Source organism: Micromonospora sp. BL4, assembly GCF_003667505.1.
In the GTDB taxonomy this organism is placed as follows: domain Bacteria; phylum Actinomycetota; class Actinomycetes; order Mycobacteriales; family Micromonosporaceae; genus Micromonospora.
Genome location: NZ_RCVJ01000108.1, coordinates 1 through 18,004, shown reverse-complemented (window position 1 = coordinate 18,004; position 18,004 = coordinate 1). Strand labels below are relative to the sequence as shown.

General features: G+C 74.9%; 15 protein-coding genes and 1 pseudogene. 12 read left to right on the top strand and 4 right to left on the bottom strand.

Features of this window, described 5'->3' with window-relative positions; translation table 11 throughout:
• Window positions 1–253: 253 nt before the first annotated feature.
• Both EAD89_RS10975 and EAD89_RS10970 read left to right on the top strand, forming a co-directional pair.
• Window positions 254–1,225: pseudogene (locus EAD89_RS10975) on the top strand (cobalamin biosynthesis protein); the annotation flags it as partial.
• A 146-nt stretch (window positions 1,226–1,371) separates the two neighbouring features.
• Entirely contained in the window at window positions 1,372–2,913 is a 1,542-nt protein-coding gene (locus EAD89_RS10970) for a cobyric acid synthase (RefSeq protein WP_121675614.1), read from the top strand.
• Between the two features lie 10 nt (window positions 2,914–2,923).
• Here the strand turns inward: EAD89_RS10970 and EAD89_RS10965 are convergent, their stop codons facing one another.
• Window positions 2,924–3,325 carry a rhodanese-like domain-containing protein gene (locus EAD89_RS10965; protein WP_121654036.1) on the bottom strand — a complete coding sequence of 134 codons (402 nt, stop codon included), beginning with the start codon at window positions 3,323–3,325 and terminating at the stop codon, window positions 2,924–2,926.
• Between the two features lie 292 nt (window positions 3,326–3,617).
• Between EAD89_RS10965 and EAD89_RS10960 the strand changes: the two genes are divergently transcribed.
• From EAD89_RS10960 to EAD89_RS10940, 5 genes are all read left to right on the top strand, one after another.
• The gene (locus EAD89_RS10960; protein WP_368666353.1) at window positions 3,618–4,244 is read left to right on the top strand and encodes a uridine kinase; all 627 of its coding nucleotides are present in this window, start codon (window positions 3,618–3,620) and stop codon (window positions 4,242–4,244) included.
• A gap of 105 nt (window positions 4,245–4,349) precedes the next feature.
• Window positions 4,350–5,480, top strand: a complete 1,131-nt coding sequence (locus tag EAD89_RS10955; protein ID WP_121675613.1) for a M48 family metallopeptidase — start codon at window positions 4,350–4,352, stop codon at window positions 5,478–5,480.
• Window positions 5,481–5,591: 111 nt separating this feature from the next.
• The gene (locus EAD89_RS10950; protein ID WP_199723578.1) at window positions 5,592–6,944 is read left to right on the top strand and encodes a dipeptidase; all 1,353 of its coding nucleotides are present in this window, start codon (window positions 5,592–5,594) and stop codon (window positions 6,942–6,944) included.
• 78 nt (window positions 6,945–7,022) lie between these two features.
• Window positions 7,023–7,229 (top strand): hypothetical protein, encoded by a 207-nt coding sequence (locus EAD89_RS10945; protein WP_074313863.1) that lies wholly within the window; start codon window positions 7,023–7,025, stop codon window positions 7,227–7,229.
• Between the two features lie 84 nt (window positions 7,230–7,313).
• Window positions 7,314–8,906 carry an ATP-dependent DNA ligase gene (locus tag EAD89_RS10940; protein ID WP_199733473.1) on the top strand — a complete coding sequence of 531 codons (1,593 nt, stop codon included), beginning with the start codon at window positions 7,314–7,316 and terminating at the stop codon, window positions 8,904–8,906.
• A 32-nt stretch (window positions 8,907–8,938) separates the two neighbouring features.
• Here EAD89_RS10940 and EAD89_RS31005 read toward each other — a convergent pair whose 3' ends face one another.
• Both EAD89_RS31005 and EAD89_RS10930 read right to left on the bottom strand, forming a co-directional pair.
• On the bottom strand, window positions 8,939–9,334 hold the full coding sequence (locus EAD89_RS31005; protein ID WP_233578489.1) for a hypothetical protein: 396 nt from the start codon (window positions 9,332–9,334) through the stop codon (window positions 8,939–8,941).
• A 624-nt stretch (window positions 9,335–9,958) separates the two neighbouring features.
• Entirely contained in the window at window positions 9,959–10,780 is an 822-nt protein-coding gene (locus EAD89_RS10930) for an SURF1 family protein (protein WP_121675612.1), read from the bottom strand.
• Between the two features lie 170 nt (window positions 10,781–10,950).
• Between EAD89_RS10930 and EAD89_RS10925 the strand changes: the two genes are divergently transcribed.
• Both EAD89_RS10925 and EAD89_RS10920 read left to right on the top strand, forming a co-directional pair.
• A complete protein-coding gene (locus EAD89_RS10925; RefSeq protein ID WP_121675617.1) occupies window positions 10,951–12,360 on the top strand; it encodes a cobyrinate a,c-diamide synthase in 1,410 nt (469 codons plus the stop codon).
• Window positions 12,357–12,926 (top strand): GNAT family N-acetyltransferase, encoded by a 570-nt coding sequence (locus tag EAD89_RS10920; protein ID WP_121675611.1) that lies wholly within the window; start codon window positions 12,357–12,359, stop codon window positions 12,924–12,926. The genes EAD89_RS10925 and EAD89_RS10920 overlap by 4 nt, the downstream gene beginning before the upstream one ends.
• A gap of 9 nt (window positions 12,927–12,935) precedes the next feature.
• Here EAD89_RS10920 and EAD89_RS10915 read toward each other — a convergent pair whose 3' ends face one another.
• Window positions 12,936–15,068 (bottom strand): transglycosylase domain-containing protein, encoded by a 2,133-nt coding sequence (locus EAD89_RS10915; RefSeq protein WP_121656818.1) that lies wholly within the window; start codon window positions 15,066–15,068, stop codon window positions 12,936–12,938.
• A gap of 122 nt (window positions 15,069–15,190) precedes the next feature.
• On the opposite strand from EAD89_RS10915, the gene cobC reads away from it, so the two are divergent.
• From cobC to EAD89_RS10900, 3 genes are all read left to right on the top strand, one after another.
• The gene (gene cobC / locus EAD89_RS10910; protein WP_121675616.1) at window positions 15,191–16,294 is read left to right on the top strand and encodes an Rv2231c family pyridoxal phosphate-dependent protein CobC; all 1,104 of its coding nucleotides are present in this window, start codon (window positions 15,191–15,193) and stop codon (window positions 16,292–16,294) included.
• The gene (gene cobT, locus EAD89_RS10905) at window positions 16,294–17,397 is read left to right on the top strand and encodes a nicotinate-nucleotide--dimethylbenzimidazole phosphoribosyltransferase (protein ID WP_121675610.1); all 1,104 of its coding nucleotides are present in this window, start codon (window positions 16,294–16,296) and stop codon (window positions 17,395–17,397) included. The genes cobC and cobT overlap by 1 nt, the downstream gene beginning before the upstream one ends.
• A 28-nt stretch (window positions 17,398–17,425) precedes the next feature.
• Window positions 17,426–18,004: bifunctional precorrin-2 dehydrogenase/sirohydrochlorin ferrochelatase (locus tag EAD89_RS10900; protein WP_305034182.1), on the top strand; the 579-nt coding region annotated here is incomplete at its 3' end.

Below are 18,004 nucleotides of genomic sequence, written 5' to 3'. Positions count from 1 at the left end.
CCCGGGGTGAGAGCTGCCACCGGGTGCGGAACGCATCCGAGGTCGGGTGCTCCGGCGTTACGGCACGAACGGGGGCGGGGTGGCGGCGCGACCGGCGTCGTCACCCCGCGTGACGGGCGGGCCCAGCGCGAGCGGGGCAGCGAACCAGGAGGGGCTGGCTCGGCCTGCCCTGGCAGGGTGGGGCGTTCAGGGCATGCGGGCCGGGCTGGTGCACGGGACGCTCGTCTAGGCTGGCCGGCCGGGGGTGGTGCGCGTGCGACGGACAGCGCCGGTGGCGAACGCGGTGGGGCTGCTGGCCGGGTACGCGCTGGACAGGCTGCTCGGCGACCCACGCCGGTGGCACCCGGTGGCCGGCTTCGGGCAGGCCGCCGGCGCGCTGGAGCGGCGGCTCTACCGGCCGGACCGGACGGCCGGGGCGCTGTTCACCGCACTGGCCGTCGGTGGGCCGGTGCTGCTCGGGGCGGCCGCCGCGGCAGCCACCCGGCGCCGGCCGGTGACCCGGGCGGTGCTCGTCGCCGCCGGCACCTGGACCGTGCTGGGCGGTCGCACGCTGCGGCACGAGGCCACCGTCATGGGTGGGGCGCTGCGCGACGGCGACCTGCCCGCCGCCCGGAAACGCCTCGGTCACCTCTGTGGCCGGGACCCGTCGACCCTGGGCGAGTCGGAGCTGGCCCGGGCCACCGTCGAGTCCGTCGCGGAGAACACCTCCGACGCGGTGGTCGCCCCGCTGGTCTGGGGCGCGGTCGCCGGCCTGCCCGGGCTGCTGGGCTACCGCGCGGCCAACACCCTCGACGCGATGGTCGGGCACCGGTCGGCGCGCTACGCGCGGTTCGGCACCCCGGCCGCCCGCCTGGACGACCTGCTCAACCTGGTGCCGTCCCGGCTGACCGGGCTGCTCACCATCGCCGTCGCGCCGGTCGCGAACGGCGACCGGGAACGGGCCTGGCGGGTGTGGCGGCGCGACCGCAACGACCACCCGAGCCCCAACGCCGGTCAGTGCGAGGCGGCGATGGCCGGTGCGCTGGGGGTCCGCCTCGGAGGCCGGAACATCTACTTCGGACGCTCCGAGGTGCGTCCCTTCCTGGGCGACGGTCCCCGCCCTGAGGCGCGGCACCTCAAGCGGGCCGCCCGGATCTCCGGCGCGGTCGGGCTGGCCGCCCTCGGGCTGGCCGCCGCGTACCCGCTGACCGTCGGCCGTCTGGCCGCCGCCGTCGGGCGGCGCGTGTTGAGCGCAGCCGTCGGCGGGCGGGGATCCGACGGCGCCGGCGACCGGCGCGGTTCCGGCGGCGTCGGCGACCGGCGTCGATCGGGCGGCGCCGGTGAGCGTCCGCGCGGGCGGGGAGTCGTCGCGGCGAGGCGGGGGAGCGGGCGGTGAGTGGCGGGCTGCTGGTCGCCGGCACCACCTCCGACGCCGGCAAGAGCGTGCTCACCGCCGGCATCTGCCGCTGGCTGCACCGGCAGGGCGTGAAGGTGGCGCCGTTCAAGGCGCAGAACATGTCGAACAACTCCGCGGTGGTGGTCGGGTCGGACGGGCGCGGCGGCGAGATCGGACGAGCGCAGGCCATGCAGGCCGCCGCCTGCGGCATCGCCCCCGACCTGCGCTTCAACCCGGTGCTGCTCAAGCCGGGCAGCGACCTGGCCAGCCAGGTCGTGCTGCTGGGCGAGGCGGTCGACACGATCACCGCCGGCACGTTCCGGCACCTGCGTCCCCGGCTCGCCGAGACCGCGTACGCGGCGCTGGCCGAGCTGCGGGCCGCGTACGACGTGGTGATCTGCGAGGGCGCCGGCAGCCCTGCCGAGATCAATCTGCGGGCCGGCGACTACGTCAACATGGGGCTGGCCCGGCACGCCAACCTGCCCACCATCGTGGTCGGCGACATCGACCGTGGTGGCGTCTTCGCGTCGATGTTCGGCACCGTCGCTCTGCTCGACCCGGCCGACCAGGCGTTGATCGCCGGTTTCGTGATCAACAAGTTCCGGGGCGACCTCGGCCTGCTCCAGCCGGGGCTGGACATGCTGCGCCACGTCACCGGGCGTCCCACGTACGGGGTGCTGCCCTGGGCACTCGACCTCTGGCTCGACGCTGAGGATTCGCTCGCGTACGGGCGGGTGCTCGGCCGCCCGGCCGCCCCGCACGGCACCGAGTGGCTGGACGTGGCCGTCGTCCGGCTGCCCCGGATCAGCAACGCCACCGACGTGGAGGCGCTCGCCACCGAGCCGGGCGTCCGCGTACGCCTCACCGTCGAACCGGCCGAGCTGGCCGCCGCCGACCTGGTCGTGCTGCCCGGGTCCAAGTCGACCGTGGCCGACCTCGCCTGGCTGCGCGAGGCCGGCCTCGCCGACGCGGTCCTGGCCCACGTGGCGGCCGGCAAGCCACTGCTCGGTCTCTGCGGCGGCTTCCAGATGCTCGGGCGCGCGATCCACGACCCGGTGGAGAGCCGTCAGGGCAGCGTGCCGGGCCTCGGTCTGCTGCCCATCGAGATCACGTTCGATCCGCGCAAGACCGTCCGGCAGTCGGTGGGCACGGCCCACGGCGGCCTGCCGGTCCGCGGATACGAGATCCACCACGGGTACGTCTCGCACACCGACCCGACCCTGGCCCCGCTGCTGACCGGGAGCGACGGCGTCGGCGAGGGCGCGGTGCTCGGCGTCGTACACGGCACGCACTGGCACGGGGCGTTCGAATCCGACGGCTTCCGCCGCCGTTTCCTCACCGAGGTGGCGCGGCTGGCCGGGCGCACCGGCTTCCAAGTCGCTCCGGACACCAGCTTCGCCGCCGCCCGGGAACGCTCGCTCGACCTGCTCGGTGACCTGGTGGAGGAGCATCTGGACACCGACGCCCTGTGGCGCCTCATCGAGACCGGGCCACCCCCCGGCCTCCCCTTCATCCCACCCGGACCGCCACCGGCCTGACCGGCCGCGGTCAGTGGCGGATGTCGGCGGGGCGGTCGGTGGTCGGAAGGCCGGCGGCGAGCCACGCGTCGACGCCGCCGATCATGTCGGTGGCCCGGCGGAGCCCGAGCGTCTGGAGGCTGGCGGCGGCCAGGCTGGAGCTGTAACCCTCCCGGCACACCAGGACGATCTCCCGGTCGTAGCCGGTGGCCTCCGGAATGCGCCACTCGCTGGCCGGGTCGAGCCGCCACTCCAGGACCGTCCGGTCGATGACGACCGCGCCGGGAAGGTCGCCCTGGTCGCGGCGCTGCATCTCGGTACGGGTGTCGATCAGCAGCGCGCCGCCGCGGACCGCCTCGACGGTCTGCTGCGGAGTCAGTCGGTGCAGCCCGGCGCGGGCCTGTTCGAGCAGGGCGTCGACGCCGGGGCTCATCACGTCTCGGAGCACCACCCGATCATCCCGATTCGGGTGTGCGTCGGACGGCGAACGGGCCGCGCATCACCCGTCGTCGCCCCAAATCCCCCGGACGTGACGGTGCCCGGCCGTGGCGGTCAGCCGGACGAGTTGCAGCCACCTCGATCCGGCACGATCGACTCGGCTTCCTGGAAGTCGTGGTGTCGCTGTCGGTGGGATACCCCGGTTTCCGTGATCGCGAGTCGATCGTGTGGACTTGGCGCTGTTTTCTACCGAATCGTCGGCGTGGACGGGGGGCGGCGTGGACGGGGTGCCGCCGGTGGTGGTCGTCGAGGCGTACGCCGAGTTGGCCCGCCGGGTGCTCGCGGGCCCGGCACGGTTGGGGCGGACCCGGCTGGTCGCGGTCGACGGGCCGAGCGGCGCGGGCAAGAGCCGCTTCGCCGCGCACCTCGCGGATGCCCTGGCGGCGCTGCCCGGCGCTGCCCGGCCGCCGGTGGTGCACACCGACGACCTGCTCGACGGCTGGGACGACCAACTCACCTTCTGGCCCCGACTCGACGAGTGGGTGCTGGGCCCGCTGCGTGCGGGGCGGGACGGTTCCTACCGGCGCTACAGCTGGGTACGGCGATGTTTCCTGCCCCGCCCGGTCCCGGTGCCGGCCGCGCCGGTGCTGATCCTGGAGGGGGTCAGCGCCGCGCGCGCCGCCGTCGCGCCGGAGGTGACCCTGGCCGCCTTCGTCACCGCGCCCGCCTCCCTGCGGCTGGCCCGCGCGGTCGCCCGGGACGGGCCGGAGATCGTGCCGGAGCTGCGCCGCTGGCACGCCGGGGAGCGTGCGCACTTCGCCGCCGACGACACGGCCACCCGCGTCGACCTCGTGGTCGACGGCGCGCCGACGCTGCCGCACGACGAGGACCGGTACTACGTGCGCATCCGCTGAGCGGGGCATGGACGTCCGCCACCGGCTGCGGCACGATGCGAGGAGGCTGCCATCGGCCACGGCACGATCCGAGAAGGCTCAGGCGCGGCGAACGGGGGACTCATCATGTCGGCACCGGATTCGCCCGCGCGGCGCCGGATCACCCTCACCGGCATCAGCTCGCGGGCCTGGGAGCATCCGGCCGACCGGGGCGCCCTGGTCGCACTGCGCGAGCTGCGGGGTTTCGACGACGTGGTGCGGGCGTTCTTCGGCATGTGGAACGAGCGCGGCTTCCGGTTCTCGGTGCTGGCCTCGGGCATCCGGGTCGACCACCGGCAGTACCCGGCGGTGTGGCAGCGCTACACCGAGGCCGCCGCGGCGCTCGACGTGGCCGAGCTGCCCGAGCTGTACGTGACGCAGTCGCCCTGGCTGGGCGCCGAGGCCGTCGGCCTGGACCGGCCGTTCGTCGTGCTCAACTCCGCCAGCGTGCAGCAGCTCGACGAGGACGAGCTGCGCTGCCTGCTCGGCCATGAGCTGGGGCACGTCGGCAGCGGGCACGCGGTCTACAAGACGATGCTCATGATAGTCACCCGGTGGGCGGCCAACCTGAGCTGGTTGCCGGTCGGCGCGTTCGCGCTGCGGGCCATCATCGCGGCGATGCTGGAGTGGTGGCGCAAGGCGGAGCTCTCCGCCGACCGGGCCGGTCTGCTCGCCGGGCAGGACCTGGCCGCCGCGCTGCGGCTGCTGATGAAGCTCGCCGGTGGTGGCGACCTGTCCCAGATCGACACCACCGCCTTCCTTGAGCAGGCCGCCGAGTACGCCGGCGGCGGCGACCTGCGGGACAGCCTGCACAAGATCCGGATGACCGCGTGGAGCACGCACCCGGCGCCGGTGGCGCGCGCCGCCCAGCTGCGCCAGTGGATCGACTCCGGGGCGTACGGGCGGGTGCTGGCCGGGGACTACCCGCGCCGGGACGACGACGGCTCGACCAGCGTCTCTGAGGAGATCAAGGCGGCGGCCGAGTCGTACCGGGAGGAGTTCAGCCGGTCCACCGATCCGCTGGTCGGGTTGCTGCGTCGGCTCGGCGACGGCGCCAGCGACGTCGGCGAGTGGGTGGGCGGCACCGCGGGCCGGGCCCGTTCCTGGGTGGACGCCGCCACCGAGGCCGCCGGCCGCGCGCACCGCGCCGGCCGGACCGCGCCCGGCACGACGGCGGGCGCCGGTCCCGCGGGAGCCGGTGACGGTACGGGCTCGTGACGGTGCGGGCGTGACGGTACGGGCTCGTGACGGTGCGGGCGTGACGGTGCGGGCTCGGCCGGCGCGCCGAGGTAAGGCCGGCATACGATTCCGGTCATGACCACACCGATCATGTCCGAGTCCCAGGTGCGGGCCGCCGTCGAGCGGGAGATGCCCGGCGTCCGGGCCGACCTGGAACGCCTCGTCCGCATCCCCGGCATCGCGTTCGAAGGCTTCGACCACTCACACGTGGAGCGTTCCGCCGAGGCGGTCGCCGAGCTGCTGCGCGGCTGTGGGCTGGACGTCGACATCGTGCGTTCCGGCGGGCAGCCCGCGGTGATCGGCCGCCGTGCCGCCCCGGCCGGCGCGCCCACCGTGCTGCTCTACGCCCACCACGACGTGCAGCCGGTCGGCGACCGGTCGCTGTGGGAGTCCGACCCGTTCGAGCCGGTCGAGCGCGACGGTCGGCTCTACGCCCGGGGCGCGGCCGACGACAAGGCCGGCATCATGGCGCACATCGCGGCGCTGCGCGCGTACGGTGACGCGCTGCCGGTCGGCGTGGTCCTCTTCATCGAGGGCGAGGAGGAGTACGGCTCCGACTCGCTGGAGCGGCTGCTGGCCGAGCACCGCGACGAGATCGCCTCGGACGTCATCGTGATCGCCGACTCCGGCAACTGGGACATCGGCGTACCGGCGCTGACCACCTCGCTGCGCGGCATCGTCAACTGCTTCGTCGAGGTCCGCACGCTGGACCACGCGGTGCACAGCGGCATGTTCGGCGGTGCCGTCCCGGACGCGCTCACCGCGCTGGTCCGGCTGCTGGCCACCCTGCACGACGACGCCGGGAACGTGGCGGTGGACGGGCTGGTCGGCCGCGAGGGCGCCACCGTCGACTACCCCGAGGACCGGATCCGGGGCGAGTCCGGGCTGGCCGAGGGCGTGCAGTTCATCGGCACGGGCCGGATCACCGACCGGCTCTGGACCAAGCCCGCGCTGGCGGTGCTCGGCATCGACGCGCCGTCCACCGGCGAGGCGCCGAACGCCCTGGTCCCGTCCGCGAAGGCGAAGCTGAGCATCCGGCTCGCCCCGGGCGACGACCCCAAGCGGGCGTACGCGGCGGTGCGCGCGCACCTGGAGAAGCACGCGCCGTGGGGCGCGCAGGTGACGGTCACCTTCGAGCACGACGGCGACCCGTGCGTGATCGACGCGTCCGGCCCGATGTTCGACGCCGCCCGCTCGGCGTTCCGGGAGGCCTGGGACGGCACCGACCCGGTGGACATCGGCGTCGGCGGGTCGATCCCGTTCATCGCCACGTTCCAGGAGATGTTCCCGAAGGCGGCGATCCTGGTGACCGGTGTGGAGGACCCGCACGCCCGCGCGCACGGCCCGAACGAGAGCCTGCATCTCGGGGAGTTCGCCCGCGTCTGCCTCGCCGAGGCGCTGCTGCTGGGCAAGGTGGCCGCGGCGGGCACGAACACCCCCTAGGGTGTCGGAACCGTAACTTCCGGTGTGATCTGGGAGTTTGCGGTGTGTCGGGCGCGGGGCTGTTATAGCCTTTCGAACATGAGTACGAACGAGGTGATGGCCCGGTTGGGGGCCGCCGTCAGCGCGCTGGGGGACGTCGACGTCTCCGCGTGGTCCGAGGACACGCTCAAAGAACAGCTCGGTGAGCTCTCCGCCGCCCTGGTCGCCCTCGACTCGGTGCTCTCCCGGGTCGCCGGCGAGGTCCGCGCCCGGGGGCTGCGCATCGAGGAACCCGTCTCCGCCTGATCCGCCGTCCACCTGGTCGGCGGCATCCTGCCGACACCGCCCGGGCACGGCAATGCCCGGGCGGTGTCGGGGGTGACTGGCAGGATGGGGCTCGTGCGGTTCCTCGACCTGGCAGCCACGTCCGCCGCCGTCGGCGCCACCAGCGGCCGACGCGCCAAGGTGGAGCTGCTCGCCGACGCGCTGCGCCGGCTCGACCCGGCAGAGGTGGAGCCCGGCGCCGGCTATCTCGCCGGTGAGCTGCGGCAGCGGCAGACCGGGGTGGGTTATGCGAGCCTGCGTGACCTGCCGTCACCGGCCGCCGAGCCGACGTTGACCGTGGCCGCCGTCGACGCCGCCATCGCGCAGATCGCCGCGGTGCACGGCGCGGGCTCGCAGGCGCGACGCCGAGCGCTGCTCGGTGCCCTCTACGCGGCGGCGACCGCCGAGGAGCAGCGGCTGCTCACCAATCTGTTCAGTGGTGAGCTGCGGCAGGGCGCCCAGGCCGGGCTGCTCGCCGACGCGGTGGCCCGGGCCGCCGAGGTGCCGGTGGCGGCGGTCCGTCGAGCCCTGCTGCTCGCCGGTGACCTGCGCGTGGTGGCGGTGGCCGCGCTGACCGGAGGCGCCGCCGAGCTGGCCGGGTTCGGCCTGCGGGTCGGCCGGCCGCTGGCGCCGATGCTCGCGCAGAGCGCCCCCTCGGTCGATGAGGCGCTGACCGCGACCGGCACCCCGGCGGTGGTCGACGTGAAGCTCGACGGCATCCGCATCCAGGTGCACCGCTCCGGCGCGGACATCGCCGTCTTCACCCGCAGCCTCGACGACATCACCACCCGGGTGCCCGAGGTGGTCGCCGCGGTCCGTGCCCTGCCCGGCCGGGAGTTGGTGCTCGACGGCGAGGCGATCGGCCTGGACCAGACCGGCCGTCCGCTGCCGTTCCAGCAGACGTCCAGCCGGGCCGCCCGGCGCACCACGCCCAGCACCACCGGGCGTACGCCGGTCGCCCCGGCGGTGCTCGCGGCCGCCGCCAGCGCCGGCGAGACCGTGCTGACGCCATACTTCTTCGACCTGCTGCACCTCGACGGCCAGGATCTGATCGACCTGCCGGGCCGGGAGCGGTGGGAAGCGCTCGCCGGCGCCGTGGATGCCTCGCTGCTGGTGGGGCGCATGGAGGTCGACGGCCCGGAGCAGGCCGGGGCCGCGTTCGCCGCCGCGCTCGACGCCGGCCAGGAGGGCGTGGTGGTCAAGGCGCCCGACGCGCCCTACGACGCCGGTCGGCGTGGCGCGGCGTGGGTCAAGGTCAAGCCCCGGCACACGCTGGACCTGGTGGTGCTCGCCGTCGAGTGGGGCAACGGCCGGCGGCAGGGCTGGCTGTCCAACCTGCACCTGGGTGCGCGCGACCCGCGCACCGGCGACTTCGTGATGCTCGGCAAGACGTTCAAGGGGCTCACCGACGAGCTGCTGCGGTGGCAGACCGAGCGCTTCCTCGGCCTCGCGGTGGAGCGTGGCGACTGGGTGGTCCGGGTCCGCCCCGAGCAGGTGGTGGAGATCGCCTTCGACGGGGTGCAGACGAGTTCGCGCTACCCGGGTGGGATGGCGCTGCGGTTCGCCCGGGTGGTGCGGTATCGGGACGACAAGTCCGCCGCCGAGGCCGACACCATCGACGCGGTCCGCGCCATCCACGCCGGCCGTCCCACCGGCTGACCGGCCGCGCCGGCCCGGGTCACCGGCCCGGGTCACCGGCCCGAGAGCGACCGGGCGTAGTTGACCTGGTTGTTGAGGTGCTGCACCTGGGCCTGGTCGGTCACCGGGATCCGGGCCACGTACTGCTGGGCGCCGTTGGTGACGGTCACCTGCACCGTGCCGTAGCGCCGGGTCTCCTTGACCAGCAGGAACAACAGGCTGAAGAAGGCCAGGCAGAAGAAGCCGACGATCGCACAGACCAGCGCCCAGGTGGCGACCTTCTCGTCCCGCTGCCAGTAGTCGGCCACGTGCCAGGAGGCGCCGGCCAGCGGCAGCACCCCGGTCGGCGTACGGATGATCGGCGGGCTCACCGTGATCTCGGCGATCTGCACCGCGACCACCTCCGGCCCGGCGGTCGCGAAGCCGGCCGGGATCGGGTGCCCCGGCATCGGAACCGGCGGGTACGGCCCGGCCGCCGGCCACGCCCCGGCGGGCTGCGCGGGAGGCGCGGAGAACTGCCCCGGAGGCGCGGAGAACTGCCCCGGAGGCGCGGAGAACTGCCCCGGAGGCCCGGAGAACTGTGCGGGGAGGCCCGGAGAACTGTGCCGGAGGCCCGGAGGAGGGTGGCGCGGAGAACTGCGCGGGTGCTGCGGCGAACGACGCGGGCGGCGCGGAGAACTGCGCCGGAGGCCCGGAGAACGGTGCCGGTGGCGGCGGAGGCTGCGTCGGCGGCGCGGCGAACTGTCCCGCCGACGGGACCGGCGCGGCGGGGAACTGCGCGGTGGGTGCCGTGGTCGGCCACGCTGTCGTCGGGGGTGCGGTGGGCGTATCCGAAAGCGGCGCGGCCGGGAACGGCGCCGTCGGCGGGGTGACCGGAAGCGGCGCGGTGGGCGGCGCGGCGGCCCATGGGTCGGTCGGCGGGTGCGCCCGGGTGACCGGCTCGGAATCGGGCAGCGGGGCCGTGGGATCCGTGGTCACCGGGACCCCCAACGCGAGATGATCACTCGGCGGAGACTACCGGCTGCCGTGCCGTCCCGGGCTCCCCCGAGCGTCCGGTTGGGGACACCGGCGCGTCAGGCGGACGCGCTCGGCGTCGGCTCGGCGGCCCGGTCCAGCGGGGGTGGGGTGGCGCCGATGCCAGCGGCCCGGCGGGCCTCCCGACGGGCCACCCAGCCGTAGCCGAACAGGGCCATCACGGCGAAGAGCCACCACTGCACGACGTAGCCGAAGTTCTGCCAGTTGTTGGTGTGCCCGACCGGCACCGCCTTGAACACCGGGTCGGCGGCCGGGGTCTGCTCGTCCAGCAGCAGGTAGGCGCCGTACACCGGGTAGGGCAGTTCGCGGGCCAGCCGCAGCACGCCGATCCGTCGGATCTCCAGTCGGCCGTCGCGCCGTTCGACCGTGCCGGCGCCGCTCTCGGTCGCGTGCACCCGACCGACCACCGTCACGTCGCCGGTCGGCACGGCGGGCACCGGCGGCTGCGCTGTCGCTCCGCCCGGCGCGGGTGGAATCCAACCCCGGTCGATCAGCAGCGCCGTGCCGTCGGCGAGCACCAGCGGGGTCAGCACCTCGAAGCCGACCCGGCTGTCCACCGTCCGGCCGCGGACCAGGACGGTGTTCGTCGGGTCGTACCGGCCGGTGACGGTGACCCGGGTCCACACCTTGTCCTCGGCGGGTGCCGGGCCGGTCGTTCCCGCGCCGCCCGCGGGGGCGCGCAGCGCATCGGCCAGGGGCGCCGGAGGCATCCGCAGGCCGGCGTCGATCCGCTCGTTGACCTCGGTGCGCCCCCGGTAGCGGTCCAGCTGCCAGTTGCCGAGCAGGACCATGACCGCGGCGGCGACCAGGGTCAGGGCGAGAGCGCCCAGCCAGCGTGGGCTCAGCAGGAACCGGTACACGGCAACGAGGTTACCCGTATGACCGACGCCACTGACCTGGACCGGGTCGCGACCGGGCGACCGGCCCCGGTCGGCGGTGCTCGCGTGTCGCTCGGGGCGGGTATCGTCACGCGGACGGACCGGTCCCCCCGGTCCGCCGTCGCGTACCCGCCGCCCGCGAGGAGTCGATGATGACCGTCGTGCCGCGCCTGGTGCTCAGCGCGCCGTCCTCCGGGCACGGCAAGAACGCGCTGGCTATCGGGCTGCTCGCCGCCCTGGCCGAGCGGGGGGTCGACGTCGCCGGGTTCAAGCTCGGCCCGGACCACGTCGACGCCGCCTACCTCGGGCTCGCCTCCGGTCGGCCCGGCCGGGTGATCGATCCCCGGCTCGTCGGCGTCGACCGGCTCGCCCCGCTGGTCGCGCACGGTGCCGAGGGCGCCGGGCTCGCCGTGGTGCAGGGCAGCATGGGCCTGTACGACTCGGTCGGCGGCCGCCCCGAGCAGGAGTCCACGGCAGCCGCGGCCGCCGCACTGCGCAGCCCCGTGGTGCTCGTGGTCGACGTGGCCGCGATGGGCCAGTCGGTGGCCGCCATGGTGCACGGTTTCCGCTCGTACGACGAGCAGCTCTGGCTCGGCGGGGTGATCCTCAACCGGGTGGCGTCCTCGCGGCACGAGGGGATGCTGCGCGAGGCGCTGGATGACGTGAACGTGCCGGTCTACGGCGCGCTGCGCCGGCAGGACCTGCCGGCGGTGCTGCCGTCGCGGCGGCACGGCGTGGTGCCGGTGGTCGGCGGGTCCGCCGACGCCGCCCGCGCGGTCCGCCGGCTGGGCGAGGCCGTCGCCGCCACGGTCGACCTGGAGCGGCTGCTCGGGCTGGCCCGCTCGGCTCCGCCGCTGCCGGCCTCGGCCTGGTCGCCGGAGGAGGCGCTCGGTCCGGTGACGGTTCCGGCGGACCGGCCGCTGGTGGCGCTCGCCGGCGGGCCGGGGGGCAGCTTCAGCCACCCGGAGACCGCGGAGCTGCTGCGGGCCGCCGGCGCCGAGGTGGTCACGGTCGATCCACTGCGCGACGAGGCGCTGCCGGCCGGCACCCGTGCGCTGGTCATCGGCGGTGCGCTGCCCGAGGCGTACGCCGAGCAGCTGTCGGCCAACCGGCGGCTCTGCATCGCCGTGGCCGAGCTGGCGCGCACCGGGCGTCCGGTGGTCGCCGAGGGCACCGGCCTGCTCTGGCTGGCCCGGGAGCTGGACGGGCTGCCGATGTGCGGGGTGCTGGACGCGGTCGGCGTCAGCCGGGACGGCCTGGTGGTGGGCTACCGCGAGGCGACCGCCCAGACCGACAGCGTGGTCGCCGCGCACGGCACGGTGCTGGTCGGGCACAAGGAGCACCGCGCGGTGCTCACCCCGCGGTCCGGTCAGCGTCCGGCCTGGAGCTGGGACGGGGGCACGCCGGAGGGCTTCGTGTGGCGCAACGTGCACGCCTCGCAGCTCACCCTGCACTGGGCCGGCCACCCGACGGCCGCCGCCCGGCTGGTCGCGGCGGCGGCGGCCGACCCGGCGACCGAGCCGGTGCCCGCGGAGCCGGAGCCCGGCGGGGTGCCGGCGTGATCGGTCAGGTTGCGGTACGCCGCTTCCCGGAGCTGACCGTCTCCACCCCGCGCACCGAGGTGCGCCGGCACGTCGCGGCCGACGCGACGGCCGTCGGGGAGATCTTCGCCGACAAGCTGACCCGCCGCTGGCTGCCGCTGGCCGACGACTCCGGCCCGATCGACGGGCACGCCTGGTGCACCGACCTGGCCCGGCAGCGGCGTGACAGCGGCGAGGGGGACCACTGGGCGGTGCTCCGCCGCGAGGACGACCAGGTGGTGGGCTCGCTGTGGACCCGACGCACCGACTGGGGCGCCCGGGCCACCGAGATCTCCTACGCGATGGCCCCGCACGCGCGCGGGTTCGGCCTGGCCGCCGAGGCCGTGGACGGGGTGGCCATCGCGCTGATCCTGGAGCACGGCTTCCAGCGGATCGAGCTGCGGGTGGCCCCCGGCAACCTGGCCTCCCGCCGTGTCGCCGAGAAGGCCGGCTTCAGCTACGAGGGCCTGCTGCGCAACGCCGGCTTCGTCCGTGGCGGCCGGGTGGACCTGGAACTCTGGTCGTTCGTCGCCGCCGACCTGCGCTGACCCTCGCCCTCAGCCGACGATGGCGTCCGAGGGTGGAGTGAACTGCCGGGTCGGTTGACCCTTCAGTCCGTCGCGCAGGGTCTCCGCGACCGCGCCGATCGGGATCTGCGACTGCCCGTCGCCGACCGCGTTGAACGGGTTGTCCGGGTCGGAGATGAAGCTCGCCGCGGCCAGCTCCGGGGTGTAGCCGACGAACCAGGCGGACCGGGTGCTGTCGGTGGTACCGGTCTTGCCGGCCACCGGGCGGCCGACCGTTCCCCGGACGCTGTCGGCGGTGGACCAGCCGCCACAGCCCCCACGCGCCGGGGTGTCCCCAGTCGGGCAGCGCGCGGCGTCGGTGGCCGCTCGGGCGGCGTCCGCACTCACCACCTGCCGGCAGCGCGGCTTGGCCACCTCGCGCTCGATGCCGCTGGCGGTCGCGTACGTGGTCGGTGTGCCGTCCCGGTTCATGATCGCCTGCACCGGGATCGCCTCGCAGTACCGGCCGTCGGCGGCGATGGCGGCGTACGCGTTCGCCATCTCCAGCGGGGTGGCGTCGGAGACGCCCAGGGTGAACGCGCCCCACTTCTTCGCCTTCGTCGGGGACGCCTGCTCCCGGTCGACGTCGGTGCGCCAGCGCAGCCCGAGCTGTTCGGCCAGCCGGACCGCCCGTTCCGCGCCGACCTGCTCCTCCAGCCACACGAAGTACGTGTTGACCGACTTGCCGAAGCCGGACCACATGGTCTGCTGCCCGGTCATCGCGCCGCTGGCGTTGGAGGGCGCCCAGCCGTCGTAGACGGCCGACTTGTAGCGGTACGGGGCGTTGAACGAGGTGGAGAGCGTCATCCCCGAGTCCAGCGCGGCCAGCATCGGGAACATCTTGAACGTCGACCCGGCCTGGTAGCCCGGCAGGTCGCCGCCGCCGAGCAGCGGCGCCACCGTGTTCGGGTAGTTGGCCTTGACCTTCGGCCCCGCCTCGGGGTTGGAGCTCTGCGGGTTCTCGCTGAGGTCCAGCGAGTACGTCCGGTTCACCGCCATCGCCTTCACCCGCCCGGTGCCGGGCTCGGAGACCACGATGCCGTTGGCGAACGGGCTGCCGGTGCCCTCCTTGGCGCCGACGTTCTTCTCCGCCGCCTCCTGGATCTTCGGGTCGATGCTGAGCACGATCCGGTAGCCGCCCCGGCGCAGCTTGTCCATCCGTTCCAGCCGGTTCGCACCGAACGCGGGCTGCGCGCTCCACCAGTTCTTCAGGTAGTCGCAGGCGAAGCCCCAACTGTTGTACTTCTCCGACACGGCGGCGCAGTCGTTCGGCGGGCTGGTCAGCTTCAGGCGGATCGGTTCGGTCTTGGCGGCGGCAGCCGAGTCGGGGGAGAGGTAGCCGAGTTGGCTCATCCGGTCCAGGACGTAGTTGCGGCGTCCGGTCGCCTCCTTCTGGTCGGAGTCGGCCGGGTCGTACTCCGACGGGGACTTGACCAGCCCGGCGAGGGTGGCCGCCTCGACCGGGGTGAGGTCCTTCGGGGTCTTGGAGAAGAAGATCTCGCTGGCCGCGTAGATGCCGTACGCGCGGTGCCCGAAGTACGCCGAGTTCAGGTAGCGCTCCAGGATCTGCTCCTTGCTCATCTCCTTCTCCAGGTCCAGCGCCATCCGCATTTCCTTGACCTTGCGCAGGCTGGTCTGCTGGGTGGCCTCCTGGACCTCCTTGGGGGTGGTCGCGCTGTCCCGCAGGGCCATCCGGACGTACTGCATGGTCAGGGTGGAGGCGCCCTGGGAGACGCCGTTGGAGCGGGTGTTGGCCACGAAGGCCCGTGCCACGCCCTTCGGGTCGACGCCGTGGTGCTGGTAGAAGCGGGAGTCCTCGGCGGCGACGATCGCCTGCTGGATGTTCGGCGACATGTCCGACAGCTTCGTGTACTGCCGGTACTCCTCGTAGAACATGGTCAGCACGGTCTTGCCGTCCGGGGCGTAGAGGTACGAGGTCTCGGCGGGCAGGGCGGTGGCCAGCAGCTTGGTCTTCTGCTCCACGGCGTGCGCGGTGGCCTTCGCGCCGAGCCCGGTGAGGGCGACCAGCGGGTACGCGGCGGCGGCGATCACGATGCCGGCGATCAGTCCGGCGCGCAGGAGAGGGACGAGTCGACCAGCGGCAGCAAGGGGTCGGTTGCTCACGTGGCCAAGTTATGACATTTCCGATTCGTACATGAGAAGAACTCATAAACCGGCGGGTGGGTGACGCGGCTTACGCGGAGATCAGCTGTCCCATCGGCCGCCTTCCCGGCAGGATCGCGGACATGCGTGATCAGCCGAGCGGAGCGACACCCGTCGCCGGGACGGGAACGGCGGCTGCTCCCGAGCCGGACCTGGGACATCACGGCGACGCGGAGGTCGGCGCGGGGCTGGTCGACCTGGCCGTCAACGTCCGCCGGGCGCCGCTGCCGGACTGGCTGGCCGGCCCGATCACCGCCACCCTCACCGACCTGGCCCGCTATCCGGACCCGGCGCCGGCCCGGGCCGCGGTCGCCGCCCGGCACCGGCGTCACCCGGACGAGGTACTGCTCACCGCCGGCGCCGCCGAGGGGTTCGTGTTGATCGCCCAGGCGCTGCGCGGCGTCCGCCGCCCCGTCGTGGTGCACCCCCAGTTCACCGAGCCGGAGGCGGCGCTGCGGGCCGCCGGGCACCCGGTGGAGCGGGTGCTGCTGGACCCCGCCGAGGACTTCCGGCTCGACCCGGACCGGGTGCCCGCCGACGCCGACCTGGTGATGATCGGCAACCCGACGAACCCGACCTCGGTGCTGCACCCCGCGCAGACGGTGGCCGCGTTGGCCCGCCCCGGCCGGGTGCTGGTGGTCGACGAGGCGTTCGCCGACACGACCGTCGCACCGGGGCATCCCGGCGAACCGCAGTCGCTGGCCGAACGGCGTGATCTGCCCGGGCTGCTCGTGCTGCGCAGCCTCACCAAGACCTGGGGCCTGGCCGGCCTGCGCATCGGCTACCTGCTCGGCGAGCCGGAACTGCTGTCCCGCCTCGCCGCCGTCCAGCCACTCTGGGCGGTCTCCACGCCCGCGCTGGCCGCCGCGTCGGCCTGCGCCACCCCCGTCGCGGTCCAGGCCGAACGCGCGATCGCCGCCGAACTCGCCGCCGACCGCGACCACCTGGTCGCGCGCCTCGCCGACCTGCCTGGTGTACGCGTCGTCGGCCGTCCCGCCAGCGCGTTCGTCCTGCTGCACCTGCCCGGCGCGACCCCGGTCCGGGCCGCCCTGCGCGAGCGCGGCTGGGCGGTGCGCCGAGGTGACACGTTTCCCGGCCTCGGCCCGGACTGGCTGCGGGTCGCGGTACGCGATCGAAACACCACCGACGCGTTCATCGAGGTGCTGCGCGAGACCATGGAGGCATGATGCTGGAGACCACGATCGCGGCGATCCAACCGCCGGACGAGTCGGCCATGGCCGATGCCCGTGCGCTGCACGGCCGGCTCACCAAGCCGGCCGGCTCGCTGGGCGCGCTGGAGGAGCTGTCGGTACGCCTGGCGGGCCTCGCCGGCACCTGCCCGCCGCCGCTGCCCGAGCCGGCCGCCGTGGCGATCTTCGCCGGGGACCACGGGGTGCACGCCCAGGGAGTGACCCCGTGGCCGCAGGAGGTCACCGGGCAGATGATCGGCAACTTCCTGGCCGGCGGCGCGGTGGTCAACGCGTTCGCCCGGCAGGCGGGCGCCTCGGTCACCGTGGTCGACGTCGGCGTGGCCACGCCGACGCCCGCCGGGCCCGTCCAGCCGGCCGCTGAGACGTCCGGCCCGGTCGTCCTGGACCCGTCCACGCCCCGGCTGGTCGCCGCGTCCGTGCGCCGGGGCACCCGGGATCTCGCGGTGACCGCCGCGCTCACCCGGGACGAGGCGCGGGCGGCGGTGCAGACCGGCATCCGGATCGCCGACGAGTTGATCGACGCCGGGGCCGCCATCCTGCTCACCGGCGACATGGGCATCGGCAACACCACCCCCGCCGCCGCGCTGATCGCCGCCTTCACCGGCGCCGACCCGCTCGACGCCACCGGCCGGGGCACCGGGGTCGACGACCCGACGTACGCCCGCAAGGTGGCGGTGGTGCGGGCCGCGCTGGCCCGGCACGCGCCCGACCCGGCCGACCCGCTGGGTGTGCTGGCCGCCGTCGGCGGCCTGGAGCACGCCGCGCTGGCCGGGCTGATCCTGGGCGCCGCGGCGCGCCGCACGCCGGTGCTGCTGGACGGGGTGATCGCGGTGTCGGCCGCCCTCGCCGCCGCCGCGTTCGCCCCGGACGCGGTCGGCGCCATGGTCGCCGGCCACCGTTCGGCCGAGCCCGGCGCGACGGTGGCGTTGCGTCACCTCGGCCTCGACCCGCTGATCGACCTGGGGCTGCGCCTCGGCGAGGGAACCGGGGCGCTCCTGGCGCTGCCGGTGGTCACCGGCGCGGTCCGGGTGCTGCACGAGGTGGCCACCTTCGACTCCGCCGGGGTGGCCGAGAAGTGACCGCCCGCGTCCGGCTCGGAGGTGCGGTGTGAGCGCCAACCCGTACCCCCTCGGCCTGCGGCTCGACGGGCGGCGGGTGGTCGTCGTGGGCGGTGGGGCGGTCGCCACCCGACGGGTGCCGGCGCTGCTGGATGCCGGCGCGGACGTTCTGCTGGTGGCGCCGGAGCTGACCCCGGCGCTGCGCGCCCGCGCGGACGCCGGCCGGCTGCGTTGGGTGCCGCGCCGGTTCGAGCCGGAGGACCTGGACGGGGCGTGGCTGGTCCAGGTGGCGGTCGACGACCCGATCGCGGCGGCGTCGGTGAGCGCCGTCGCCGCCGAGCGCCGGATCTTCTGCGTCCGCGCCGACGACCGCCTGGCGGCCACCGCCTGGACCCCGGCGGTGACCCGGCACGGCCCGGTCACCGTGGCGGTGCTCGGTGGCGGCGACCCGCGCCGCGCGATGACCGTCCGCGACGCCATCCGCGATCTGCTCGCGGCCCGCCTGACGCCGCAGTCTGCCACTCCGACGCGCGGTGCCGCTCCCACGCACGGCCGGCCCGATGCCGAAGCGGCGACCGCTGCGGCCGAGCCAGCCGGTGCGGCTGATACGGCCGGCGGGGGCCAGCGC